The following is a 23,684-nucleotide window of genomic DNA, read 5'->3' as shown; positions in this document are numbered from 1 at the left end:
CGAGTCATTCCACAGGAGGATTCCGATGACTCATGCTCGCCGTCTTGCCACTGCCTTGACCGTGGTCGCAGCCACAGCCGCTTCGCTGCTGCCCCTCGCCGCGGAAGCCGGTCCGGTGACGCGCCAGTTCGAGTTCAGCTCGACGGCCGGTGCCTTGCAGTTCGGGCCGCAGATCGGTTCATTTACCTATGACGACGCCGTGGCGCCAGTCGGCGGCGGCTATGTCAGCGCACTGGGCTTGTTCGCGAACCTGGATGTCTCCTTCGGCGGCTTCAGCTTCGACGAAACCACGGCGAACAGCGGATGGCTCAGGTTTGATCCCGCTGGCGTCCTGCTGGATGCGCATTTCGGCAACAACTGCAATGCCGGCAGCTGCACCATCAGCGGCGGTGCGTCCCAATGGTGGATTCGAGTCGGCCAAGTGGGCAATTCGGTCAACGACTTTTCGTACTCGGGCTTCAACGGCGAGGCGGGCTTCCGCAGCACCAACCTCAATGCATTGCTGCCGAATGCCACCGTGCCTGAGCCGGCCTCCATCGCGCTGGCCGCACTGGCCCTTGTCGCAGCAGGCGCCACGCGGCGCCGCCAACGCTGACCTGCGCGCTGGCGCCAGCACGCGCGTCGTGCGCGGCGTGGCGCTGGCACGCGAACAGCAGGTAAGCAGCGCCTAGTCCTACAGCGCTGCAAAACCGTCCGTCGCATGGTTGAGGCTTTCCAACTTGTGGAGACCACCATGCCACGAGGTGACAAGTCGTCGTACACCGACAAGCAGAAGCGCCAGGCGGCGCACATCGAAGCCGGCTATGAAGAGCGCGGCGTGCCCGAGAAAGAAGCCGAAGCCCGCGCCTGGGCCACCGTCAACAAGGAGACCGGCGGCGGCAAGAAGTCAGGCGCGGGGCGCGGCAAGGCCGAGAACCATGAGCCGTCGCGCAAGGGCGGCCACCTCGGCGGCAAGGCCGCGGCCAGCCGCACGGCGGCAGAGCGTTCGGCATCGGCGAAGAAGGGCGCCGAGACGCGCAAGCGCAACGCGGCCGCCCGCGCTCGCACGCATCACTGAATGGCCGGCGTTGACGCCCGTGACGCGCGGCGCCGCGCCAATGCACCCAGCAGCGCCAGGCCAGCGCCGCTGAGCGCCCAGGTCGAGGGTTCGGGCACCACGGCGATGAGGCTGAAGTTGTCGAAGCCGTTGATCTCGACGATGTCGTTGTTGGACTCCAGCGTCACCGTCAGCGACGTCACGCCGGCCAGCGCGCCCGCGAGATTGCCGTTCCAGTCGGCAGCATCCAGCGGCGCCTCAAAGTGCGTCCAGCCCGCGCCGGGCGCCGGCTGGCCCGTGCCAGCGCCAGTCAAGACCCGCGACGCGCTGCCGCCAGCGCCGCTGATGGTGACGGTGCCGAACACCGGCCCGGAGATCAGGTCGGCCGCAACGCCGTTGAGGTTGATCGCATCGAACGACACCGTGCCACCGAGGTAGGCGGACAGGTCGCCAAGGTAGCCTGCCGGGGCCGTGACGCTCATCCACGTGGCCTGGGTGTCCTGCTGCCTCAGGTAGCCGCCGGCGATGTGCGTGACCGTACCGCCCTGGCCTGTCCAACCCTCAAGGCCGGCGGCGAAGCTGCTGCTGATGTCGGCGTGCGCCGAGACGCAAACTGCCACCGTGCTGAGCAGCGCCGCTGCACGGATGCTGGGAATGGAACGCATGGCGGTCTCCTGGTGTGGGTGCTGGGTCAAACTGGCGTGCACGCTAGGAGAGGGCGCGGACCGAGTCCATCCCCAGGTGGCCGTCGTCCACCGATCTGCGGGGGGGTTGATGCCTACGGTCGTGGCGTTGACCGCCCCCTAGTTCGGATACCGCTTGCCGGCCGTCTCCATTGGCCAGTCGTCGCTGCGCAGCGGTGCGGCGGGCAGGCCGTCGTTCCCGACGAGGTTGGACTCGCTCGGGTTGTCGACCCATGCATAGCGGGCCGCCTGCGGTGCCTTGACCGCCGGGCTGCTCAGCACGACGGCATCGCCTTCGATGCGCGCCGTGGCCGGCACGAAGCGGCGGTCGGCGCCAGCGAGCGCAAAGCCGCGCAGCGCCTCGGCGGCTTTGGTCGTGCGCAGACCACCGGCCGTGTGCTTGAAGCGCAGCCACATCTGGTCGCCGCGCACCTCGGCCTTCAGCAACTGCGGGCCGGTGGCCGGCTGGGCGCGCAGGCCCAGGTCGTGCAGCGCCAGTTGCGACAGCCGATCACCCAGCGCGCGCTTGTTGCGCGGGTGGATGTCAGCGGCGTCGCCCACGTCGATGGCCACCGCCATGCCGGTGTGCGGCAGCTTCAGCGCCTGGCCCTGAGCGTCGCGCAGTTCTGCCCAGCCGCCGTGGCCCGGGCGGTTTTGCTGCAGCGGCAGGTAAGACGCCAGCTGCACGAAGAAGAAGGGCAGCTTGGGCTGGCCGAACTGGGCGCGCCAATCGGTGATCAGCTTCTGGAAGTCGCCTGCATAGGCGGCCGCGCGGCCCGTGTTGCTCTCGCCCTGGTACCAAAGCACGCCGCGCAAGCGCAGCCCGTTCAGCGGTGCGATCAGGCCGTTGTGTGCCAGCGTGGGAGCGTCATTGGCCGTGGGGCTGTTGGCCACGCGGGCCTGCTCGACGCGGGCGCGCCAGGGGCCGGCGAGGCTGACCGTGCCGGCCGAGGTGTCCAGCCGCATCGCGGCCGCATCGCCGTGGAAGCCGCCACCGCCGCCGGTGTCGGTCACGCGCACGGCGATCCAGTTGGCGCCAGCGCGCAGCAGGTTGGCGGGCACGTCATAACGGCGCGGTTGATCGTAGGCGCATTGGCCGCCGAGCTTCTGGCCGTTGAGCCAGACCTCGTCGCAATCGTCGACCTTCGCCAGGTGCAGCTGGGCGCCTCCGGCAGCCTGGGCCGCGCTCAGTTCGACCTTGCGGCGCAGCCAGACGACGCCGTCCACGTCCGCCAGGCCCTGGCCTTCCCAGGTGCCGGGCGTCGTCAGCGTGGGCCAGTCGGAGTCGATGTCGGCTGCGGCGCTCCAGCCACGCGTGTCCACCCCCTCCCAGGCCAGGCCGGGCTGCCAGGCCTTGACGCGGCCTTCGACCAGCTCGCGGCGCTGGCGCACGAAGTCCTCGGCGCTGGCGGGCAGCGCCTTCAGCGCGGCGGCCAGGGCGGGGTCGCGCTCGGCCAGCTCGCGGCGCATCCAGGTCTCCAGGTGCGAGCCGCCCCAGGCGGTGTTGACCAGGCCGATCGGCACGCCCTGCACGGCCTGCATCTGGCGCGCGAAGTGATAGCCGATGGCGCTGAAGTCGGCCACGGTGCCGGCCTCGGCGACGACCCAGGGCGCGGGCGCGATGTCGACCTCGGGCTGGAAGCTCGCGCGCAGCGGCACGCGCAGATGACGCAGTTGCGCGTTTTGCGGCGACGCGACCTCCTGCGCGCCGGTGTCGGTCTGCGACAGCGGCCATTCCATGTTGGACTGCCCGCCAAGCAGCCAGACGTCGCCAATCAGCACGTCCTTCAGCGCGATGCGCTGGTCCCCGTCGACCGTCAGCTCATGCGGGCCGCCGGCCTTCAGCGCCGGCAGCGTCACAGCCCAGCGGCCGTCGGCGCCGACCTTGGCCTTGGCCTTCTGGCCGGCAAGTTGCACGGCCAGCGTCTGGCCCGGGGTGGCGCTGCCCCACAGGCGGATGGGTTGCTCGCGCTGCAGCACCATGTGCTCGCCAAACACGGTCGCCAGACGCACCTCGGCCTGGGCGGTAGCGGCCAGCAGGCCCAACAACAAGGGGAGCAGGGTCTTCATGCTTGGGAGGCGTGGATGAGCTGTTCGAGTGTCTCGGTGTCGGCGATGAATTGCGCGATGCCCTCGGCGAGCTTGTCGCGCGCCATCGCGTCGGCGGCCAGCGCGGCCTCGAAGGCCGCCTGCGTCAGCGGCGGTGGTGGCGGCGTCACCTCGCCAGCGGGCGGCGTCAGCCGGCAGGTAACCGGCGTGGTCGCCTGGGCCAGCTCGCCGAGAAGCGCCGGGCTGATGGTCATCAGGTCGCAGCCGGCCAGGGCCACGATCTGGCCGCTGTTGCGGAAGCTGGCGGCCATCACCTCGGTGCGGATGCCGTGGCGCTTGTAGTGGCGGTAGATTTCCTCCACCGAGCGCACGCCGGGGTCGTTGGGCCCGGCCATCGCGGCTTCGTCCCAGCTGCCGCCGGCGGTCTTCTTGAACCAGTCGTAGATGCGGCCGACAAAAGGCGAGATCAGCTGCACGCCCGCGTCGGCGCAGGCGCGTGCCTGGGCCAGGCAGAACAGCAGCGTCAGGTTGGTGTGGATGCCCTGCGCCTCCAGTTCGCGCGCGGCCTGGATGCCCTGCCAGGTGGACGCCAGCTTGATCAGCACGCGCGCCCGCGGCACGCCGGCGGCGGCATACAGCGCGATGAGGCGCCGGGCGGTGGCAACCGACACGGCCGTGTCATGCGACAGGCGCGGATCGATCTCGGTCGACACCCGGCCGGGCACGAGCTTGAGGATCTCCACGCCAAAGGCCACGAGCAGGTGCTCGGCCACGGTCGATGCGGGCGCGCCCCGGTGGGCCGCGACGGCCTGCTCCAGCAGCGGCCGGTAGCGCGGCTGCTGCACGGCCTTCAGCACGAGGGATGGGTTGGTCGTCGCGTCCTGCGGGCTGAAGCGCGCGAGCTGGTCGAAGTCGCCGGTGTCGGCAACGACGGTGCTGTGTTGGCGGAGCTGGTCGAGGCTGTTCATGGGGTCGGGCTGAACTCGCTGCGCAGGGCCGTGTACAGGCGCTGGAAGCGGGCGTGGCGGGGTTGCAGTTCGGCGGCGAGCTGGGCGTCGGGTTCAGCGACCCGGGCGGTCTCCGGCGTGCGGCAGACCTCGTCGACGTTGCCGCCGCAGGCCAGCCAGGCCAGGCGCGCCGCGCCGAGCGCGCCGCCGGCCTCGGCGCCGACGCCGACGAGCAGGCGGGTGTTCAGCAGCGAGGCGAGCAGGCGCGCCCACCATGCGCTGCGCGCGCCGCCGCCGACGAGCCACAGCGACTCGGCCGTGCCGCCACCCGCTTGCAGGGCCTGCCAGCCGTCCAACAGGCCGAAGCCGACGCCTTCGAGCACGGCATAGCCGAGCGCCGCGGCGTCGTGCTCATGCGTGAGGCCGAAGAACACGCCCTGGGCATTGGCGTCGTTGTGCGGCGTGCGTTCACCGCTGAGGTAGGGCAGGAAGATCGGCGCCCGGTCGCGCTGGGCCGGTGTCAGTGCGGCGACCTTCTCGATGAGGGCCGCCTCGCTGGGCTCGCCCAGCAGCTGCGTGACCCAGCGCAGCGCGCTCGCCGCGCTGAGCATGACGCTCATCTGGTGCCAGGTGCCCGGCAGTGCATGGCAGAAGGCGTGCACGGCGCGGGCGGGGTTGGGGCTGAACGCGGGGTTGCACAGGAAGATCACGCCCGAGGTGCCGAGCGACAGGAAGCCTTGGCCGGGCAGCACGACGCCCATGCCGACGGCGCTGGCCGCGTTGTCACCGCCACCGCCTGCGATGGGGATGCCGGCTTGCAGGCCCCAGCGCGCGGCAAGCTCTTGCTTGAGACCGGCACTCGGTTCGCTGCCTTCGACCAGGCGCGGCATGTGGCTCTCGTTCAGCCCCGTCAGCGCCAGCGCCTCGGGCGACCAGCGGCGCCGGGCCACGTCCAGCCACAGCGTGCCGGCGGCGTCGCTCATCTCGCTGACGTGCTCGCCGCTGAGCTGCAGACGCAGCCAGTCCTTGGGCAGCAGCACCTTGGCCACGCGGCCGAACAGCTCGGGCTCGTGCTGGCGCATCCACGCCAGCTTGGGCGCCGTGAAGCCCGGCATTGCCAGGTTGCCGGTGATGGCCGGCAACTCGGGGCAGGCGGCCATCATCTCCGCGCACTGCGCGGCGCTGCGGCCGTCGTTCCACAGGATGGCCGGCCGCAAGACGCGGTCGGCGGCATCCAGCGTGACGGCGCCATGCATCTGGCCGGACAGGCCGATGCCGCGCACCTGCGCAAGTGCGGCGCCGTGCTCGGCTTTCAGCTTGGCCATGCCGGTATCGAGCGCGGCCCACCAGGCGGCGGGATCTTGCTCGCTCCACAGCGGCTGCGGGCGCTGCACGGTGAGCGCAACACCGGTGGTGGCGACGATGTGGTGCTGCTCGTCGAGGAGCAACAGCTTCAGCTCGGACGTGCCGAGGTCGATGCCGAGGAACATGTCAGTGGCCCAAAACGAATGCAGAAATGCAACCACAGAGGCACAGAGACACAGAGGCAGGTGCTCTGTGTTTCCTCTGTGCCTCTGTGGCTCTGTGGTTGCCTTTGAGTTTCAGACGAACGCGTTGACGACGTTTTCCAGGCGCTCCTGGCGACCGGAACGCGGCTGCGGCGAGATGCCTTGCGCGTGCACGAGCGTGGCCAGGTCGTCCAGGCTGGCGCCGCCGTGGATCTTCTGGCCCAGCTCACCGTTCCAGCCGGCATAACGCTCGCTGACGGCCTTCTCCAGCTGGCCGCTCTCGAACAGTGCCGCCGCGCTGAGGAAGGCGCGGGCCATCGTGTCCATGCCGCCGATGTGGCCTTCCAGCTGGTCGGTCGGGTCGATGGATTGGCGGCGCACCTTGGCGTCGAAGTTGGTGCCGCCGGTCGTGAAGCCGCCGGCGCGGATGATCTCCAGCATGGCCGGCACCAGGGCTGCGTGGTTGTTGGGGAACTGGTCGGTGTCCCAGCCCAGCTGCTCGTCGCCGCGGTTGGCGTCGATGGAGCCGAAGATGCCCAGGGCGCAGGCGGTAGCGACTTCATGCTCGAAGCTGTGGCCGGCCAGCGTGGCGTGGTTGACCTCGAGGTTGACCTTGACCTCGTTCTCCAGGCCATAGGTCTTCAGGAAGCCGTGGACCGTGGCGCTGTCGTAGTCGTACTGGTGCTTGGTGGGTTCCTGCGGCTTGGGCTCGATGAGGATGGTGCCCTTGAAGCCGATCTTGTGCTTGTGCTCGACGACGGCGGAGAGGAAGCGGCCGTACTGGGCCAGCTCGCGCTTGAGGTCGGTGTTCAGCAGCGTCTCGTAGCCTTCACGGCCGCCCCACAGCACGTAGTTCTGGCCGTCCAGGCGGTTCGTCCACTCCAGCGCGTGCTTGACCTGCGCGGCGGCGTAGGCGAAGACCTCGGGGTCGGGGTTGGTGGCCGCACCGCTCATGAAACGCGGGTTGGAGAACAGGTTGGCCGTGCCCCACAGCAGGCCGATCTTCTGGTCCTGCATCTTCTTGGCGGCGGCTTCGAGCAGGCCGTCGAGGATGCGGTTGGACTCGGCGAGGTTGGCGCCTTCAGGGGCCACATCGCGGTCGTGGAAGCACCAGTACGGCAGGCCGAGCTTGCCGAAGAAGTCGAACGCGGCGTCGAGCTTGCCGTAGGCGCCCTTGACCGGGTCGGTCTCGGAGAACCAGCTGCGTGCGTGGGCGGTGGCGCCGAGGCCGAAGACGTCCTCGCCCTTCCAGCAGAAGTTGTGCCAGTAGCAGACGGCCGGGCGCAGGTGTTCGGCCAGCGTCTTGCCCATCACGACGCGCTTGGCGTCGTACCAGCGGTAGGCCAGCGGGTTGGTGGAGGTGGGGCCTTCGTAGGCCACGTTGGGGAGGTCGGAATAGGCGGTGCTCATGGCGGGGTCCTTACAGCGGTATCAGTTGGGTGTGGATGGGAGTCAGGCGGTGGCAGGCACCGCGGTGGCGGCGCCGGCGTCGTCATCGGGGTTGACGCCGGCCTTGCGGCGGCGCTCGGCAAGCTCGTCGGCCATCTGCAGCGTGGTCTGCTTGTTCAGCTTGTTGAAGAGCATGCAGACGGCGCAGGCGGCGAACAGCGCGCCGACGAAGATGCTGGACATGAAGCGGTAGCCCTCGATGGCATTGGGCGCCGAGGGCGCCTGCGTGTCGTAGCCGAACAGGCCGGCCAGGATCCACAGCAGGGCCGCAGAGCCGATGGCCAGACCCGTCTTCAGCGAGAAGCCGATGGTGGCGAACACCATGCCGGTGAAGCGGCGGCCGGTCTGCCATTCGGAGTAGTCGGCGGCGTCGGCATACATGGCCCACATGACGGCGCAGGTCGGCGCGTAGACGATGGCGCCGAGGATCTGCAGGCCCAGCATGGCCCACACGGCGGAAGGCGGCAGCAGATAGAGGGCGCAGGCGGTCAGCGTGGACAGCGCAAAGCAGGTGATGGCCACCGTGCGCTTGCCGAACCGCGCCGACAGGCCCATGGACAGCATGATCACGATGATGGTCGTCAGCGTGCCGGCCATGTTGATGATGCTGTTGAACACATCGGCCACGTTGGAACTGGCCAGCTGCTCGCGCGTGCCGTGCACGATGTAGCCGAGGCTGTCGGCCAGGCTGCCGGTGCTTTGCAGGTCGGGCGTCGTCAGGCCGACCGCGGCCAGGAAGTCGAACATCGCGGCCTTGTCGGCGTAGTGGTGGTAGTAGTTGTAGTGGGCGCCGCCGCGAAGGGCCAGCATCGCGAAGTGGAAGAGGGTGTAGGCCACCAGCGCGATCCACGGGCCGTTCTTCAGCAGGTCACTGAAGTCCTGCTTGGGCGAGCTGTGGGTCTCGGCAATGGGCTTGATGCGCTCCTTGGTGGAGAAGAAAGTGACCAGGAACAGCACCAGGCAAGCCACGGCCCAGATCGTCATCGTGACCTGCCAGCCGTGCGCACGATCGGCGCCTTGCGCGAACTTGGCCACCAGCGGCAGCGTCAGGCCGCCGACCGCGAACTGCGCGACGTTGACCGACACGAAACGGTAGGAGTTGAGCTTGGTGCGCTCGTTGAGGTCCGCCGTCATGACCCCACCCAGCGCGGAGTACGGCATGTTGTTCATCGAGTACAGCGTCATCAGCAGCGTGTTGGTGATGCCGGCGTAGGCCACCACCATGCCGGTGCTCCAGCCCCAGCTCGGGTCCGGCGACGTGTAGGCCAGCACCATGACGACGGCCCAGGGCACCGACGTCCACAACACCCACGGCCGGAACTTGCCCCAGCGGGTGTTGGTGCGGTCGGCCAGCACGCCCATGACGGGGTCGAACACGGCATCCCACAGCCGCGGCCACAGCAGGATCGCCGCGGCCGTGCTGGCGGACAGGCCGAACACGTCCGTGTAGAAGTTCAGCTGGAACAGGATCATGGACATGAAGACCAGGTTCGCAGCCGCGTCGCCGCAGCTGTAACCGGCCTTCTCCGTGAACGACAAAGGTTGGTGAGGGGTGGCCATGCTTGTCTCGTTAGCTTCTTGTGATTGCGGTCTGGCGCCGCTCAGGGTTTCGCTGTGTAGCTGAAGTGATCGAAGTCCGCCACGAGCCGCTGACCCGACAGATCCTGGCAGGCGATGCCGATGAAGTTGCCGGTGAAGCCGAAGCTGCGCGCGAAGCCGTTGACGAATTGCGTCGCGAACTCGTCGCTGAGCATGGCCGCATCCAGCGCCGGGCCGAACGCGGTCCAGGCCTTGCCATCTTGCGCGTAGTGGAACTGGTAGGTGGCGTGGCTGAACTCGACGGCCAGGTCCACCGGGCCGTCGGCCAGCTCGACGGCGGCGGCCGGCTCGCTCAGCGCTGCGTCGCGATTGACGGTCAGGCGCAGCACGCGCTGGCCTGAGTCGATATGACGGCTGACGTGCAGGTAGGCGTGGTTGCTGGTGTTGTAGTAAGCAACGAGGCCGGCCATCTGCTGGAACAGCTCGGGCGCGAACTCCAGGCGCGTCTCGACGCGGCAGTTGAAGTGCTGCTGGCGGCGTGCGACCAGGCTCTGGTCGAACAGGCTCATCAGCGACTCGCGGCCCTTCAGGCGCAGGAAGCCGGGGCGCTCGGTCAGCGAGATCCAGCGCTCGTCGAAAGGTACGCGCAGCGAATTCAGGTGGGGGTTGAGCGTCGTGCCGTCGAAGTCGTCGCGCGCGGCTTCGGCCGGGAACACATGCTCTGGCAGGCCCGGCTCGGCCACCTGCAGCCGCGGCGCATTGCCGCCGCCTTCGATCTCGGGCCAGTCGTCGTCACGCCAGTGGATGCGCTGGATGCCGGTCTCGCGGCCCAGCGGGCAGTGCAGGTTCTCGTAGACGCCGTTCTGCTTGTCGGCATTCGGGCCGCTCCACTCCAGCGGCCGGCCACACAGGTGGGCCAGGTACCAATCGCCGTGCTGCGTCTGCACCAGGCTGGCATGGCCGCTGCGCTGCAGGCCGTCGGTGGGTTGCTGCCAGGCGGTCAGCAGCGGGTTGCCGGGCAGGGTCTCGTACGGTCCGTCGATGCTGCGAGAGCGGGCCAGTGTCACGGCGTGTTCGTAGAAAGTGCCGCCCTCGGCCGTCAGCAGGTAGTACCAGCCGTTGCGGCGGTAGAGGTGCGGGCCCTCGACGACGCCGAGCTGGGTGCCGGCATAGATGTTCTTCACCGGGCCGACCAGGCGCCTGGCTTCGTGGTCGTATTCCTGCAGCAGGATGCCGTTGAAGTGGTTCTTGCCTGGCACATGCGTCCACTGCTGGTTGAGCAGCCAGTGACGGACGCTGCCGTTCTCATCCGTGTCGTGGAACAGGCTGGGGTCGAAGCCCGAGCTGTTCAGGTAGATGGGTTCGCTCCACGGCCCGTCGATGCTGGGCGCGGTGATCAGGTAGTTGTGCGTGTCCTTGAAGGCGCCGATGGTCGAGCGCACATCGGTGTAGATCAGCCAGAACTGGCCACCCGAGTAGCTCAGGCAGGGTGCCCAGACGCCGGCCGAGTCGGGGTGACCGGTCAGGTCGAGCTGGCTCTTGCGCGTGCAGGCGTAGCTGTGGTGGCGCCAGTGCTTCAGATCGCGCGAATGGTGGATGCGCACGCCCGGCCACCACTCGAAGGTGGAGGTGGCGATGTAGTAGTCGTCGCCAACGCGGCAGATCGAAGGGTCGGCGTGGAAGCCCGGCAGGATGGGATTGGTGATCATGGATGGCGGGTCAGGAATCAGGCAGCCGCGGCCAGGCGGCTGGCGGCGATCAAGGGGCGGGTGAGTCGGTAGCGCGCCAGCGCGGCGGCACCCACGGCCACCGCATCAGTGCCGAAGCGCGACAGGGTGACCAGTGGCGGCGCCAGGCCCGCGGCGGCGGCGTTGCTTTCCAGCGTGCGGAAGGCGTGTTCGAGAAAGGGGGCGCCGATTTCGACCGCAGCGCCGCCGAGCACGATGCGCGCGGGGTCGTAGGCGGCGCACAGGTTGCCGAGCAGCATGCCGAGATGCCGGCCCGCGCTGGCGACGGCCTCGACGCTGTCGGCCTGCTTGGCGCGGAGCCGGCGCTGCACCTCGGCCAGGCCGCCAGCTTCATCGGCGGTGCCCAGCATGGCCCGAAAGCCGATCATGGCTTCGGCACAGCCGCGGCGGCCGCAGCTGCAGCGCGGGCCGTCGATCTCCAGCGTCATGTGGCCGACCTCGCCGGCCAGGCCACGGGCGCCGGTCAGCAGCCGGTCCTCGACAACGAGGCCGGCGCCGACACCCAGGCCGAGGCTGAGGTAGATCAGCGGGTCGGACCGGCTGTCGGTGCCGAACTCCAGCTCGCCCAGCGCTGCCGCGTCGGCATCGTTCTGCACGAACAGCGGCAGGCCTTGCAGCGGCGTGCCGCGCAGATGCTCGGCCAGCAGCTGGCCGACCGGCAGGTCACGCCAGCCGAGGTTGTGGGCGAAGTGCAGATGGCCGCTTTGCTCATCCACGCCGCCGGGCAGGCCGATGCCGATGCCGATGACCTGCTGGGCCGGCGTGTCCAGGCGCGCATGCATCTGCTGCAGCAGCTTGGCTGCGCGCACCAGGGCCAGGTGGGGGTCGCGGCTGGCGTCCAGCGGCGAGCGCGCGCGCGCCAGCACATCGCCGGTCAACGAGGTGGCAACGACCTGCACGCCGTCCACGCCCAGCTCGGCGCCCAGCAGCGCCAGCCGCCCCGGGTGCACGAACAGCGGCGTGGGCCGGCGGCCCAGCTCGCCGGTGGCGACCACCTCGCGCTCCAGCAGCCAACCTTCGTGAATCAGCTCCTTCACGAGCGCGCTGACGGTGGATTTCGTCAACTGCAGCGACTCGGCCAGCGCCGCGCGCGACTGCCCGGGCGCGGCACTCAGCTGCCGCACGATGGCCATGCGGTTGAGGTCCTTGAGCAGATGCTGGTCGGCGGTGAACTGCATGGTCAAGCCGCCTGTCGTACGGCGTCGGCGCGGGGTCGGCCGGCGTGCAGCAGGGCCAGGCCGATCAAGCCCACGCCGATGGCGGCCGTCAGCGCTTGCGCCGCGCCCGAGAACTTGGCCGCGGCGACGCAGGCTTCCCAGTTGGCCGCGATGACCCAGGCCAGAAGCGCGCCTGCCGTCGTCAGCAGGCCGCCGGCGATCAGCAGCGGCCGATGGGCCAGGCGCATGTCCATGCCGGCATCCACGTCCACGCGCTCGAAGCGGCCACGGAACCACAGCCAGAACAGGCCCAGGCTGGTCAGGTGCATCAGCCCGGCGAACACGAACACCCATTGCTGCGTGCCCGTCCACTGCACGGCCAGCGCGGCCAGCAGCGCGATGAACATGCCGCCGATGCCGCCCGCCGTGGCGCCCAGGCCGATGACGGCGCCGGAGACCTTGGTCGGGAACAGGTCGGTGGCGGATGTCAGCAAGTTGGCCGACCAGGCCTGGTGGCAGGCGGTGGCCAGCGTGATCAGGCCGACGCAGAGCGCAAAGCTGTCGCTGTAGTAGGCCAGGATGGCGCCCGGCATGCAGGCCGCAGCCAGCCCCATGGCCGTCATGCGCGCGCGGCCGACCGGCCAGCCGCGCTTGAGCAGCGTGCTGGACAGCCAGCCGCCGAAGATGGAGCCGACGCTGGAGCCCAGGTAGATCAGCGCGACCAGGCCGGCGCTCTTGAGCGGGTTCTGGCCGCGCTCGCGCTCCAGGTAGGACGGCAGCCAGAACAGGAAGAACCACCAGACCGGGTCGGTCAGCAGCTTGCCAATGAGGAAAGGCCAGATCGCGCGGAAGCGCAGCAGGGCCGTCCAAGGGAGCTTGATGGCTTGCTCCTGCGGCGCCTGGCCCGTCTGGATGTGGGCCAGCTCAGCGCCGGACACGTGCGGGTGGCGTTCGGGGGCGTGGTAGCCGCGCTGCCAGAAGATCAGCCACACCAGGCCGGCGGCGCCGATGGCGACGAAGGCGAACTGCCAGCCGAAGCTCAGCGCCAGCCACACGGTGATGGGCGAGGCAATGATGCCCAGCGCCGTGCCGGAATTGAAGATGCCTGTGGCCAGCGCGCGCTCCTGCTGCGGGAACCACGTCGCCACGGCCTTGATGGCCGCCGGGAAGTGGGCGGCTTCGGCCATGCCGAGCAGGAAGCGCACGACGATCAGGCCCAGCACCGAGGCCACCAGCCCGTGCGCCGCCGCCGCCGCTGACCACATCAACAAGGCCACGGCCAGGCTGCGCTTGACGCCGAAGCGGTCGATGGCGATGCCGATCAGCGGCGGGAAGGCGGCATACGCGGCCGTGAAGGCGAAGGTGATCCAGCCGTAGTCGGCATCGGTCAGCGCCAGGCCGCCCGCTTCGAGGGGCAGCTGCAGGCTGGTCTTCAGGACCGACAGCGCATTGCGGTCGATGTAGTTGATGGTCGTCGCGACGAAGAGCAGGGCGCAGATGACCCAGCGCTGCCGGCCCACCGGCATGGCGATGGAAGTCGGCATCACGCCACCCTGAGCGAAGCCGCCATGAGCGCAATGGCGCGGGCGGTTGTCGCGGGAGCCGGGGCGGCGTGGTCAGCGTTCAATGTGCGGTCTCCGGGACGTGGCGCTCGGCGGCGCCTCTTGGGAAAGGCTTGGGAAAAGCTTGCTATGGGCTCAAATGTAGCGCTACCATTTTGCTTTGCGCAAGCGAGAAATCTCTAACATTCCCGCGAGTCCGGGGTGGCGACACCCCGTGGGACCCATCTCAGGAGACCGAATGAAGACATGGGCCCAAGCCCTCGCCGGCGCGCTGCTGGCCGCGGTGCTGCACCCCGCCTGGAGCGCGACGGTGGAAGACGGCTACGAACTCTGGCTGCGCTACCGGACGCTGCCCGCCGCCAGCCAGGCCGCGCTGCCCCGCAGCGTCGTGCATGCGCAGCCGGCGTCGCCGACGCTGCAGGTCGCCGTTGCCGAACTCAAGCGCGGCGTGGCTGGCTTGGGCGGCCGCCCGCTGCCATCGGCAAGCAAGCCCGCGAACGGCGCCTTGGTGTTGGCGACACCGGCCAACGCACCGGCCGGCCTGACCCTGCCCTGGGTCGAGCTGGGCCGTGAGGGCTATCTGCTGCGCAGCGTCAAGCTGCAGGGCCGGCCGGTGACGCTGATCGCGGCGAACACCGACCTCGGCCTGCTTTATGGCAGCCATGCCTGGCTGCGGGCAGCGCAGACTGGTGCCAACCTCGCCAAGCTGGATGTGCGCGCCGCGCCCCGCTTGAGCCTGCGCCTGCTCAACCACTGGGACAACCTGGATCGCACGGTGGAGCGCGGCTACGCGGGTGCGTCGATCTGGGACTGGTGGAAGCTGCCCGACATCCGCGATGCGCGCTATGTCGACTACGCCCGCGCGAACGCGTCGCTGGGCATCAATGGCACGGTGCTGAACAACGTCAACGCCAAGGCCGACTCGCTGACCGCGCCCTTCCTGGCCAAGGCGGCCGCGCTGGCTGACGTGTTCAGGCCGCATGGCATCCGCGTCTATCTGTCGGCGCGCTTTTCGTCGCCGGCGGAACTGGGCGGCCTGAAGACCTCCGACCCGCTGGACCCGGCCGTGCGCGCCTGGTGGAAGGCCAAGGCGGCCGAGATCTACAAGGCGATTCCCGACTTCGGCGGCTTTCTCGTCAAGGCCAACTCCGAAGGCCAGCCGGGCCCGCAGGACTACGGCCGCAACCACGCGGACGGCGCCAACATGCTGGCCGAGGCCTTGGCGCCGCACGGCGGCGTGGTGCTGTGGCGCGCCTTTGTCTACTCGCCCGACGCGAGCGACCGCGCGGCCCAGGGCTATGCCGAGTTCAAACCGCTGGACGGCAAGTTCGCGCCCAACGTCATCGTGCAGGTCAAGAACGGCGCCATCGACTTCCAGCCGCGCGAGCCTTTCCATCCGTTGTTCGGCGCCATGCCCGCCACGCCGCTGGCGCTGGAACTGCAGATCACCAAGGAATACCTCGGCTTCTCGACGCACCTCGTCTACATGGGGCCACTGTTCGAGGAGGTGCTGAAGGCCGACACCCGCGTCAAGCCACAGGGCGCGACGGTGGCCGCCCAGGTGACCGCGATGGCCGGCGTGGCCAACATCGGCACGGACCGCAACTGGAGCGGCTCGCACTTCGACCAGGCGAATTGGTATGCCTTCGGGCGCCTGGCCTGGGACCAGGATCTCGCCGCGGGCGCCGTGGCGCGCGAGTGGGTGCAGCAGACCTTCACGACGAGGCCGCACGCCGTCGACGCCATCGTGGCCATGATGCTGGCCTCGCGCGAGGCGGTGGTCGACTACATGACGCCGCTCGGCCTGCACCACCTGATGGGCACCGGCCACCACCACGGCCCCGCGCCCTGGGTGGACAACCTGGAGCGCGCCGACTGGAACCCGGTCTATTTCCACCGCGCTGCGCGTGACGGCATCGGCTTCGACCGCTCGCCGCGCGGCAGCAATGCGGTGGCCCAGTACGCGCCCGAGCTGGCGCAGCGCTTTGCCAACCCGGCGACGACGCCCGAGAACCTTCTGCTGTGGTTCCACCGTCTGCCCTGGGAACACCGCATGGCTTCGGGCCGCACGCTGTGGGCCGAGCTGGTGTCGCGGTACGACCGCGGCGTGACAACGGTGGGTGACCTGCGCCAGCGCTGGGCTGCGCTGCAGGCCGACATCGACCCGAAGCGGCATGCCGAAGTCGCCGCCTACCTGGCCGTGCAGGAGGCCGAAGCGCGTTGGTGGCGCGATGCCTGCATCGCCTACTTCCAGTCGGTCTCGGGTCTGCCATTGCCGGCCGGCACGCGGCCGCCGGAGCGCTCGCTCGAGGAGTACAAAGCGCTGCAATTCAACTTTGCGCCCGGCCGCGGCGGCTGAGACTGCAGAGCCCAAATATGATTGCGCAAACAACCCCACCCTCGTTCGAAGGACCCCTTTGAAGCCAACCGCTCGCTCCGGGCGCAGTCCCAAGGTCGCCACCATCGCCGATGTCGCCCAGCTCGCAGGGGTGTCGCCGATGACGGTGTCGCGGGTCATCAATGGCGAGCAGAACGTGCGCCCCGGCACGCGCGAGAAGGTGCAGGCCGCCGTCGCCGAGCTGAACTACCTGCCCAACCAGGCAGCGCGTCATCTGGCCGGGTCGGAGCCCATCCGCATCGGCATGCTCTACATCGACCCGACGGCCGGCTACCTCAACGAGTTCCTCATCGGCCTGCTCAACAAGGCCACGCTGCGCCATGTGCAGCTGGTCGTGCAGCGCTGCGAAGCGGCGCGTGACGGCGAGGAAAAGCCAGTCTCCGAGATGATCGCCAACGGCATCGACGGCCTGATCCTGCCGCCGCCCTTCTGCGACTCTCAGCCGCTGCTGAAGCTGGTGGCCGAGACCGACACGCCGGCCGTCGTCGTCTCCGCGGGCCAGCCGCCCGCCGATGTCTGCGCCGTCGGCATCGACGACTACCAGGCCGCCTACGAGATGACGCGGCACCTGCTGAACCTGGGCCACCACCGGCTGGGCTTCATCATCGGCGACCCTTACCAGAGCAGCAGCTCGCGCCGGCTGGCGGGCTTTCATGCCGCGATGACCGACGCGGGGTTGAACATCGCCGAGGAAGAGGTCGTCGCCCAGGGCATGTTCACCTACCGCTCGGGCCTGGATGCGGCCGAGTTCCTGCTGTCGCAGGAGCAGCGGCCGACGGCCATCTTCGCCAGCAACGACGACATGGCCGCGGCCACCGTTGCCATCGCCCACCGCATGGGCCTGGACGTGCCCAGTGACCTGACCGTCGTCGGTTTCGACGATGCGCCACTGGCCACCACCATCTGGCCCGAGCTGACCACGGTGCGCCAGCCCATCATGGAAATGGCCGGCGCCGCCGTCGACCTGCTGGTGCGCCACATCCGCGCGCGCCGCAGCGGCGAGCCGCTGCCCTGCGAGCATGAGCTGATGGCCTTCGAGCTGGTGCGCCGCCAGTCCGACGCCGCACCGCGCCTGCGTCCCCCTCTGCGCAAGGCATGACGCCCGACTCCGGGCCCCGTGCGGGCCGCTTTTGCATGACCCCACTCTCCGCCCCGCGCTTCAAGCGCCTGCTGCTGACCGGCGCCGCCGGCAACCTGGGCCGCGTGCTGCGGCCGCGCATGAAGCACTACTGCGACGTGCTGCGTCTGTCAGACCTCGCGGCCATGGACCCCGCCGGCGAGGGCGAGGAGGTCGTGCAGGCGCCGCTCGAAGACCTGGCCGCCATGCAGTCGCTGTTGAAGAACGTGGACGCCGTGCTGCACTTCGGCGGCGTGTCCATCGAGAAGCCCTTCGACGTCGTGCTGCCGGCCAACATCGTGGGCGCCTACAACGTCTACGAGGCAGCGCGCCAGCGCGCCGTCAAGCGCATCGTCTTCGCCAGCTCCAACCACGTGACCGGCTTCTACAGCCAGGGCGAGACGATCACACCGCAGGCGGCGCCGCGCCCGGACAGCTACTACGGCCTGTCCAAGGCCTTTGGCGAGAACCTGGCGCAGTTCTACTTCGACCGCTACGGCCTGGAGACGGTCTCCCTGCGCATCGGCTCCAGCTGGCCGGTGCCGACCGACCGCCGCATGCTGTCAAGCTGGCTGAGCTTCGATGACCTGGAGCGCCTCATCGTCGCTGCGCTCAGCGCGCCGGTCGTCGGCCACAGCGTCCTCTACGGCATGAGCGACAACCGATCGACCTGGTGGGACAACAGCAAGTCCAACCACATCGGCTTCAAGCCCGAGGACAGCTCCGAACCCTGGCGCGCCGAGGTCGAGGCGGCCCAGCCCCATGTGGACCCCAGCCGCCCCGAGGTGCGCTGCCAGGGCGGCGGCTTCGTCATCCTCGGCCCGTTCGAGAAGGCGCCCCAGGAATGAAGATCGCTTTCGCCCCCAACCCGCGCCGGCCCGACCCGGCCATCGAGGTGCTGGACGAGGCCTTTCTGCCGCTGCGCCTCTTTCCTGCCGGTGTCGAGCAGCTTGCCACCGGCCTGGCCTGGGCCGAGGGGCCGGTGTGGTTCGGCGACGGCCGCTACCTGCTGATTTCCGACATCCCGAACAACCGCATCCTGCGCTGGGACGAAACGACCGGCGCCGTCAGCGAGTTCCGCAACCCGAGCAACAACGCCAACGGTCATGTGCGCGACCGGCAAGGCCGCCTGGTCAGCTGCGAGCACCTGACGCGCCGCATCACGCGCACCGAGTACGACGGCCGCGTCACCGTGCTGGCGGACCGTTATGCGGGCAAGCGGCTGAACTCGCCCAACGACATCACCTGCCATGCCGATGGCAGCCTCTGGTTCACGGACCCGCTGTTCGGGATCCTGAGCGACTTCGAGGGCGAGAAGGCCGAGCCCGAGCTGGCCCAGGGCGTCTACCGCATCGACGGCGCGACGGGCGAACTGCGCCTGCAGCTCGACGACCTGAACGGCCCCAATGGCCTGGCCTTCAGCCCCGATGGCAAGACCCTCTACGTCATCGAGAGCCGCGCCAAGCCGCATCGCTGCATCTGGGCCTATGACGTGGACGGCGCGTCGCTGGGCAACAAGCGCCTCTTCATCGACGCCGGCGGCCCGGGCGCCTTCGACGGCATGGCCATCGACGTGCAGGGCAACCTCTGGTGCGGTTTCGGCAGTGACGGCAGCATGCAGGCCGATGCCGCGCGGCTCGATGGCGTGAAGGTCTACGACGCCACGGGCAAGGCGCTGGCGCACATCCACCTGCCCGAGCGCTGCGCCAACCTGTGCTTTGGCGGCGCCAAGGGCAACCGGCTTTTCATGGCGAGCACGCATTCGCTGTATGCGCTGTACGTGAACACGCGCGGCGCGGTCGCCTGACGCGCCATCACAGGCCCACCCGCCGAAGCCACGCCTCCGATTCCACGGGCTCGATGGCGCCTGCCGCCTTGAGCTGCTGCAGCACGCGGTAGCGGCTTTCTATGCCCACCAGCATCAGCACGCGCTTGCCCGGGTGGGCGCGCACCGCCTCGCGCAGCCGCTGTGCGTGGTGCTCGTCCCACTGCTGCTGCACGCGCGTGACGTTCTCGCCGACCAGGCCTTCCTCGATCTCGCGCAGCGCGGCCACGAGGCGGTCGGTCTTCTCGCTGTTCACGTCCGCCGCTGACGTCCACTGCGTGGCGAGGGCCTGGTAAATGGACTGCTTCAGGGTCTCCAGCGCCTTGGCGCCCGCCGGGTTTCGTTCGTTGAAGTCCTTGTAGGTCTGGCCCACCGACCCGGTGAGCTGCTTGAACAGTGCCTCGTCCGGCTCGGATGCGTAGGCGAGGATGCCGGTGGCGTCGAGGTAGGGAAAGATGACGTCGATGTACTCCACCTTGCCGGGCCAGACCTTGCGGGTGCGCAGCTCGGTCGGCGTCACATCCAGCACGAGTACATCGGGCTTGACGCCGTCGATCACGCGCCGCAACGCGGCAAGGTCATAGGCCGGGACGTGCTTGTGCCGGGCGTACAGCGTCGAGATGACGAAGACCTCGTTGCGGGCCGCTGCCAGCGCCGGCGGCGGTACTGCCGCGGCGAGAGCCAGCATGCCGAGCATGAACCGTCGCGACCTGTCGCCATGCATCTTGTTCATGAGCATTCCACGTGCGTTGAAAGCCGTGAAATCTAGGAGTTATGGCGGCCAGCGTCAGTGGCGTGCGACGAAACCTGCCCGGTGGCGACGAGCGCGTTCGGGCGCTCGACGAGATCGGCTGGCTAATGGTTGTGACGGGGTGGCGTGTCCACGAGACCGCGATACGGCACGGCGAGTTCCAGGCAGGCGCCGGTGGACAACTGGCCGACCGTCGAGCGGTAGATGGCCTGCCACGGTGTCTGGCTGGCCGGCACGGCGGGCGGTGACTCGGCGCGGCGGCCGGCCAGCGCCTCGTCGCTGAGCAGCACATCGCAGCGCCCGGCGCCAAGGTCGATGCGGATGACATCGCCCGTGCGCAGCCAGGCCAGGCCGCCGCCCACCGCGCTTTCGGGCGAGGCGTGCACGATGGACGGGCTGTCCGACGTGCCCGACTGGCGGCCGTCGCCCAGCGTCGGCAGGCTCATGACGCCGCGGCGGATCAGCGCGTCGGGTGGCTGCATGTTGACCACCTCGGCCGAGCCGGGCCAGCCCACCGGGCCGGCGCCGCGCATGACGAGGATGCAGCCTTCGTCGATGTTGAGGGCCGGGTCGTTGATGCGGGCGTGATAGTCGTCCGCGCCGTCGAAGACGATGGCGCGCGCCTCGAAGGCGCCGTCCTTCAAGTAGCGCTCGCGAAAGGCCGGCGAGATGACGCTGGCCTTCAGGATGGCGAAGTCGAACAGGTTGCCGCTCAGCACGACAAAGCCGGCCTCGGGCTTCAGCGGCGCATCGACGGTGAAGACGATTTCTCGGTCCTGCGTCTGGCGACCCTGGAGGTTGTCGGTCATGGTCCGCCCCGTCACCGTCGGCCGCGCGGTGCGCAGCAGGCCGGCGCGCTGCAGCTCCCACATGACGGCCGGCACGCCGCCGGCGCGGTGGAAACGCTCGCCGAGGAATTGCCCGGCCGGCTGCATGTTCAGCAGCAGCGGCACGCGCTGGCCGACCTCGGCCCAGTCCGCCGCCGTCAGCGCCACGCCGGCATGCCGGGCCATCGCCATCAGGTGCGGCTGGGCATTGGTCGAGCCGCCGATGGCCGCGTTGACGACGATGGCGTCGAGGAAGGCCTCGCGGCTCAGGATGTGCGATGGCCGCAGGTCCTCGCGCGCCATGTCGACGATGCGTTTGCCGGTCTCGTAAGCCATCTGCCCGCGCTCGCGGTAGGGCGCGGGGATGGCGGAGCAGCCGGTCAGCGACAGGCCGAGCGCCTCGGCCAGCGCATTCATCGTCGAGGCCGTGCCCATGGTGTTGCAGTGACCGGCGGACGGCGCCGATGCGGCGGCGATGTCGATGAAGGTCTGCTCGTCGATCTCGCCGGCCGCCAGGCGCCGCCGGCCGGCCCAGATGGCGGCGCCCGAGCCGACGAGCTGGCCCTCGAACCAGCCGTCCAGCATCGGCCCGCCGGACAGCACGATGGCCGGGATGTCGACGGTGGATGCCGCCATCACCTGGGCCGGCGTCGTCTTGTCGCAGCCGGTCGTCAGCACCACGGCATCGAGCGGGTAGCCGTGCAGGATCTCGACAAGGCCCAGGTAGGCCAGGTTGCGGTCCAGCGCCGCAGTCGGGCGGCGGCAGTTCTCGAAGATGGGATGCAGCGGGAACTCCATCGCGATGCCACCGGCGTCGCGGATGCCGTCGCGCACACGCCGGGCCAGCTCAAGATGGATGCGGTTGCAGGGGCTCAGGTCGCTGCCGCTCTGCGCGATGCCGATGATGGGCCGGCCCGAGCGCAGCTCCTGCGCGGTGAGGCCATAGTTCATGAAGCGCTCCAGATAGAGCGCCGTCATGTCGACATGGTCCGGGTTGTCGAACCAGTCCTGTGAACGCAGGCGCTTCATCGCGCGCGGCTCCGCAGGTGCTTCATCAACGCGCCGACGCCATAGGTCCACGGTGGTATCGCGTCGCTGCGCTGCACGGTGTTGACGAGGGTGCCGAGGGACGGGCTGGCAATGGTCACGCGGTCGCCAAGCCGGTGTGTGAAGCCGGCGCCCGCCGCACCGCGGTCCTGGATGGGCGAGAACATCGTGCCGAGGAAGAGCATGAAGCCGTCCGGGTATTGGTGATGCGGGCCGCAGGCATGGCCCACCAGTTCGAGCGGGTCGCGGCTGATCTCCTGCATGCGGCTGACGCCCTCCAGCAGGAAGCCGTCGTCAGCGCCTTCGATGCACAGGCTGACCTCGGCGACGCGCACGGTGTCGAGCGTGAAGTGTTCGTCGAACAGGCGGATGAAGGGACCGATGGCGCAGGCGCCGTTGTTGTCCTTGGCCTTGCCGAGCAGCAGGGCGCTGCGGCCCTCGATGTCGCGCAGGTTGACGTCGTTGCCCAGCGTCGCGCCGACCACCTCGGCGCGGCCGTTGACGGCCAGCACGACCTCGGGCTCCGGGTTGTTCCATTGCGAGTCCGGGTGCAGCCCGACCGCCGCGCCAAAGCCGACCGAGGACATCGGCTGGGCCTTGGTGAAGACTTCGGCATCCGGGCCGAGGCCGACTTCCAGATAGGGCGACCAGGCGCCGCGTGCGACAAAGTCTTCTTTCAGGCGCTGCGCCGCCGCCGAACCGGGCCGGATGCTGGACAGGTCGCCGCCCAGCGTCTCATTCAGCTGCGCGCGCAGCGCGCGGGCGCGCGCCGCGTCGCCGCCGGCCTGGGCCTCGATGACGCGCTCCAGCAGGCTGACCGCAAAGGTCACGCCGCAGGCCTTGACCGCCTGCAGATCGCAGGGGGCCAGCAGCCGGGGCAGCGCGGGGTCGGGCCGCGCCCGCAGCTCGTTGGCCAGCACCGCTTGGACAGGGCCCAGCGTCACGCCCGGCGCGAGGCGGGCGAGCTGCCGCAGTTCACGGTGGTCGAGCAGCTCGGCCATGGTGGGCGCATGGGCGGAAAGGTCCACCAGCGCACCGTCGCGCACGGTCACCAGGGCGGGGCCGCCCATATCGTGGCGCCACACGCGGCCAAGCAAAAGGGCGCGGTCGGCGTCCGCGGGGAGCAGGGTGTCGAGGGTCGGGGTCATGGCGGGTCGGCAGGTGCGAGCCCAAATTGTGAGCGCTACCTGCGGTGCCGCCAAGCCAAAGCCCGCTGTGTCCGGGCGCCGGCTCAGGAAATGATCAGGTACTCGGGATAGCGCTGCTGGATCTCGTCGACCGAGGCCAGGGTGCCTGACAGGTGGTCTCGCACCGCATGCTGCGCGGCCTCGATGTCACGCGCCTCGATGGCGTCAAGGATGGCCTGGTGCGCACCCATGATCGACTCGGTCTTGCCCACCGTGGGGATGTGCAGCAGGCGCAGGCGGTCGACATGGCCCGACATGCGCACGACCACCGACCAGAGCCGCGGCAGCCCGGCTGCCACATACATCAGCCGGTGGAATTCCTTGTCCGCCGCGATGAAGCCGAGGAAATCCTTCTTCGCAGCCAGCTCCTCCTGGCGTGACAGCTGGCCGCGCAGCTCGTCGATCACCACGCGGTCATGCGACAGGGCGAGCAGGCGGGCGATCTCGATCTCGATGGAGCGGCGCAGGAAATGCGCTTCGCGGGCGGCCGGCACGTCGATCCGGGTGACCTGCGTCGTGTACTGCGCCCGGATCAGGACCAGCCCTTCCTCGGCAAGCCGGATCAGGGCGTCACGCACGGGCGTCTGGCTGACCCCGAACCGCTGCGCCAGCTCAGCACGGTCGAGCGAGCTGCCGGGCGCCAACTCCAGCGAAATGATGGCGGCACGCAGCGCTTCGACAACCTGCGGCGCCGCATGGCGGGTGGGATCTAGCGTGAAGTTCATCTCGGGTCGAAGGTCGTAGCCGCGGCATTGTCATCTTGGCCGCAACGCCCCCGGCACGGGCATGGGTGTCAACGCCGGCAAGTGATGTCTGAGAGCGCTATCGAAACAGCGGGCAACTGGCAATACCCA

At 69.4% G+C, this 23,684-nt stretch carries 19 protein-coding genes; 6 read left to right on the top strand and 13 right to left on the bottom strand.

The genetic code is table 11. The features are described from left to right. Positions 1-25: 25 nt before the first annotated feature. Entirely contained in the window at positions 26-595 is a 570-nt protein-coding gene (locus ASC81_RS10030) for a PEP-CTERM sorting domain-containing protein (RefSeq protein ID WP_082536422.1), read from the top strand. 138 nt (positions 596-733) lie between these two features. Continuing rightward, a complete protein-coding gene (locus ASC81_RS10025) occupies positions 734-1,057 on the top strand; it encodes a hypothetical protein (protein WP_056267461.1) in 324 nt (107 codons plus the stop codon). On the opposite strand, the gene ASC81_RS10020 is transcribed toward ASC81_RS10025, so the two are convergent. From ASC81_RS10020 to ASC81_RS09980, 9 genes are all read right to left on the bottom strand, one after another. After that, the gene (locus ASC81_RS10020) at positions 1,051-1,701 is read right to left on the bottom strand and encodes a PEP-CTERM sorting domain-containing protein (RefSeq protein WP_056266017.1); all 651 of its coding nucleotides are present in this window, start codon (positions 1,699-1,701) and stop codon (positions 1,051-1,053) included. The two genes, ASC81_RS10025 and ASC81_RS10020, sit on opposite strands and share 7 nt — an antisense overlap. A gap of 138 nt (positions 1,702-1,839) precedes the next feature. Then, entirely contained in the window at positions 1,840-3,789 is a 1,950-nt protein-coding gene (locus ASC81_RS10015) for a sialate O-acetylesterase (RefSeq protein ID WP_056266014.1), read from the bottom strand. After that, complete coding sequence (gene tal, locus ASC81_RS10010) at positions 3,786-4,736, bottom strand: transaldolase (RefSeq protein ID WP_056266011.1); 951 nt, start codon at positions 4,734-4,736, stop codon at positions 3,786-3,788. Before tal ends, ASC81_RS10015 begins: the two co-directional genes overlap by 4 nt. Then, positions 4,733-6,205 (bottom strand): xylulokinase, encoded by a 1,473-nt coding sequence (xylB, locus tag ASC81_RS10005; protein ID WP_056266009.1) that lies wholly within the window; start codon positions 6,203-6,205, stop codon positions 4,733-4,735. The genes tal and xylB overlap by 4 nt, the downstream gene beginning before the upstream one ends. 111 nt (positions 6,206-6,316) lie before the next feature. After that, complete coding sequence (xylA, locus tag ASC81_RS10000; RefSeq protein ID WP_056266006.1) at positions 6,317-7,633, bottom strand: xylose isomerase; 1,317 nt, start codon at positions 7,631-7,633, stop codon at positions 6,317-6,319. 42 nt (positions 7,634-7,675) lie between these two features. Next, entirely contained in the window at positions 7,676-9,232 is a 1,557-nt protein-coding gene (locus ASC81_RS09995; protein ID WP_056266005.1) for an MFS transporter, read from the bottom strand. A 41-nt stretch (positions 9,233-9,273) separates the two neighbouring features. Next, positions 9,274-10,920: a glycoside hydrolase family 43 protein gene (locus ASC81_RS09990; protein WP_056266002.1), complete on the bottom strand. Its 1,647-nt coding sequence runs from the start codon at positions 10,918-10,920 to the stop codon at positions 9,274-9,276. A 17-nt stretch (positions 10,921-10,937) separates the two neighbouring features. Then, on the bottom strand, positions 10,938-12,137 hold the full coding sequence (locus tag ASC81_RS09985) for an ROK family transcriptional regulator (RefSeq protein ID WP_056266000.1): 1,200 nt from the start codon (positions 12,135-12,137) through the stop codon (positions 10,938-10,940). Positions 12,138-12,139: 2 nt separating this feature from the next. Beyond that, entirely contained in the window at positions 12,140-13,660 is a 1,521-nt protein-coding gene (locus ASC81_RS09980) for an MFS transporter (RefSeq protein WP_056265997.1), read from the bottom strand. A 256-nt stretch (positions 13,661-13,916) separates the two neighbouring features. Here ASC81_RS09980 and ASC81_RS09975 point away from each other — a divergent pair, with 256 nt between their 5' ends. Genes ASC81_RS09975 through ASC81_RS09960 form a run of 4 tightly spaced genes read left to right on the top strand, consistent with a single transcriptional unit; the run spans position 13,917 to position 19,000 of the window. After that, entirely contained in the window at positions 13,917-16,037 is a 2,121-nt protein-coding gene (locus ASC81_RS09975; protein ID WP_056265994.1) for an alpha-glucuronidase family glycosyl hydrolase, read from the top strand. Positions 16,038-16,095: 58 nt separating this feature from the next. Continuing rightward, positions 16,096-17,175 carry a LacI family DNA-binding transcriptional regulator gene (locus ASC81_RS09970; protein WP_056265992.1) on the top strand — a complete coding sequence of 360 codons (1,080 nt, stop codon included), beginning with the start codon at positions 16,096-16,098 and terminating at the stop codon, positions 17,173-17,175. 35 nt (positions 17,176-17,210) lie between these two features. After that, positions 17,211-18,041: an NAD(P)-dependent oxidoreductase gene (locus ASC81_RS09965; RefSeq protein ID WP_056265989.1), complete on the top strand. Its 831-nt coding sequence runs from the start codon at positions 17,211-17,213 to the stop codon at positions 18,039-18,041. Next, positions 18,038-19,000, top strand: a complete 963-nt coding sequence (locus ASC81_RS09960) for an SMP-30/gluconolactonase/LRE family protein (protein ID WP_056265986.1) — start codon at positions 18,038-18,040, stop codon at positions 18,998-19,000. Before ASC81_RS09965 ends, ASC81_RS09960 begins: the two co-directional genes overlap by 4 nt. A gap of 7 nt (positions 19,001-19,007) precedes the next feature. Here the strand turns inward: ASC81_RS09960 and ASC81_RS09955 are convergent, their stop codons facing one another. The 4 genes from ASC81_RS09955 to ASC81_RS09940 form a co-directional block, all read right to left on the bottom strand. After that, the gene (locus ASC81_RS09955; protein WP_156391976.1) at positions 19,008-19,751 is read right to left on the bottom strand and encodes a hypothetical protein; all 744 of its coding nucleotides are present in this window, start codon (positions 19,749-19,751) and stop codon (positions 19,008-19,010) included. 122 nt (positions 19,752-19,873) lie between these two features. Next, positions 19,874-21,625 (bottom strand): IlvD/Edd family dehydratase, encoded by a 1,752-nt coding sequence (locus ASC81_RS09950; protein WP_056265981.1) that lies wholly within the window; start codon positions 21,623-21,625, stop codon positions 19,874-19,876. After that, positions 21,622-22,791, bottom strand: coding sequence for a fumarylacetoacetate hydrolase family protein (locus ASC81_RS09945; RefSeq protein ID WP_056265977.1), 1,170 nt, complete (start codon positions 22,789-22,791; stop codon positions 21,622-21,624). The genes ASC81_RS09950 and ASC81_RS09945 overlap by 4 nt, the downstream gene beginning before the upstream one ends. A gap of 83 nt (positions 22,792-22,874) precedes the next feature. Continuing rightward, positions 22,875-23,555, bottom strand: coding sequence for a GntR family transcriptional regulator (locus ASC81_RS09940; protein WP_056265974.1), 681 nt, complete (start codon positions 23,553-23,555; stop codon positions 22,875-22,877). Between the last annotated feature and the right edge of the window lie 129 nt (positions 23,556-23,684).

The organism is Pelomonas sp. Root405 (assembly GCF_001425165.1).
Taxonomy (GTDB): Bacteria; Pseudomonadota; Gammaproteobacteria; order Burkholderiales; family Burkholderiaceae_C; genus Pelomonas.
Note: the sequence above shows the minus strand (reverse complement) of the source record. Positions and strands in the feature narration are given on the sequence as shown.

Excerpts from the sequence above, each read along its gene's own strand:
- ASC81_RS10030 (WP_082536422.1), top strand. The coding sequence starts at position 26 with ATGACTCATGCTCGCCGTCTTGCCACTGCCTTGACCGTGGTCGCAGCC.
- ASC81_RS10025 (WP_056267461.1), top strand. The coding sequence starts at position 734 with ATGCCACGAGGTGACAAGTCGTCGTACACCGACAAGCAGAAGCGCCAG.
- ASC81_RS10020 (WP_056266017.1), bottom strand. The coding sequence starts at position 1,701 with ATGCGTTCCATTCCCAGCATCCGTGCAGCGGCGCTGCTCAGCACGGTG.
- ASC81_RS10015 (WP_056266014.1), bottom strand. The coding sequence starts at position 3,789 with ATGAAGACCCTGCTCCCCTTGTTGTTGGGCCTGCTGGCCGCTACCGCC.
- tal (WP_056266011.1), bottom strand. The coding sequence starts at position 4,736 with ATGAACAGCCTCGACCAGCTCCGCCAACACAGCACCGTCGTTGCCGAC.
- xylB (WP_056266009.1), bottom strand. The coding sequence starts at position 6,205 with ATGTTCCTCGGCATCGACCTCGGCACGTCCGAGCTGAAGCTGTTGCTC.
- xylA (WP_056266006.1), bottom strand. The coding sequence starts at position 7,633 with ATGAGCACCGCCTATTCCGACCTCCCCAACGTGGCCTACGAAGGCCCC.
- ASC81_RS09995 (WP_056266005.1), bottom strand. The coding sequence starts at position 9,232 with ATGGCCACCCCTCACCAACCTTTGTCGTTCACGGAGAAGGCCGGTTAC.
- ASC81_RS09990 (WP_056266002.1), bottom strand. The coding sequence starts at position 10,920 with ATGATCACCAATCCCATCCTGCCGGGCTTCCACGCCGACCCTTCGATC.
- ASC81_RS09985 (WP_056266000.1), bottom strand. The coding sequence starts at position 12,137 with ATGCAGTTCACCGCCGACCAGCATCTGCTCAAGGACCTCAACCGCATG.
- ASC81_RS09980 (WP_056265997.1), bottom strand. The coding sequence starts at position 13,660 with ATGCCGACTTCCATCGCCATGCCGGTGGGCCGGCAGCGCTGGGTCATC.
- ASC81_RS09975 (WP_056265994.1), top strand. The coding sequence starts at position 13,917 with ATGAAGACATGGGCCCAAGCCCTCGCCGGCGCGCTGCTGGCCGCGGTG.
- ASC81_RS09965 (WP_056265989.1), top strand. The coding sequence starts at position 17,211 with ATGACCCCACTCTCCGCCCCGCGCTTCAAGCGCCTGCTGCTGACCGGC.
- ASC81_RS09960 (WP_056265986.1), top strand. The coding sequence starts at position 18,038 with ATGAAGATCGCTTTCGCCCCCAACCCGCGCCGGCCCGACCCGGCCATC.
- ASC81_RS09955 (WP_156391976.1), bottom strand. The coding sequence starts at position 19,751 with ATGAACAAGATGCATGGCGACAGGTCGCGACGGTTCATGCTCGGCATG.
- ASC81_RS09950 (WP_056265981.1), bottom strand. The coding sequence starts at position 21,625 with ATGAAGCGCCTGCGTTCACAGGACTGGTTCGACAACCCGGACCATGTC.
- ASC81_RS09945 (WP_056265977.1), bottom strand. The coding sequence starts at position 22,791 with ATGACCCCGACCCTCGACACCCTGCTCCCCGCGGACGCCGACCGCGCC.
- ASC81_RS09940 (WP_056265974.1), bottom strand. The coding sequence starts at position 23,555 with ATGAACTTCACGCTAGATCCCACCCGCCATGCGGCGCCGCAGGTTGTC.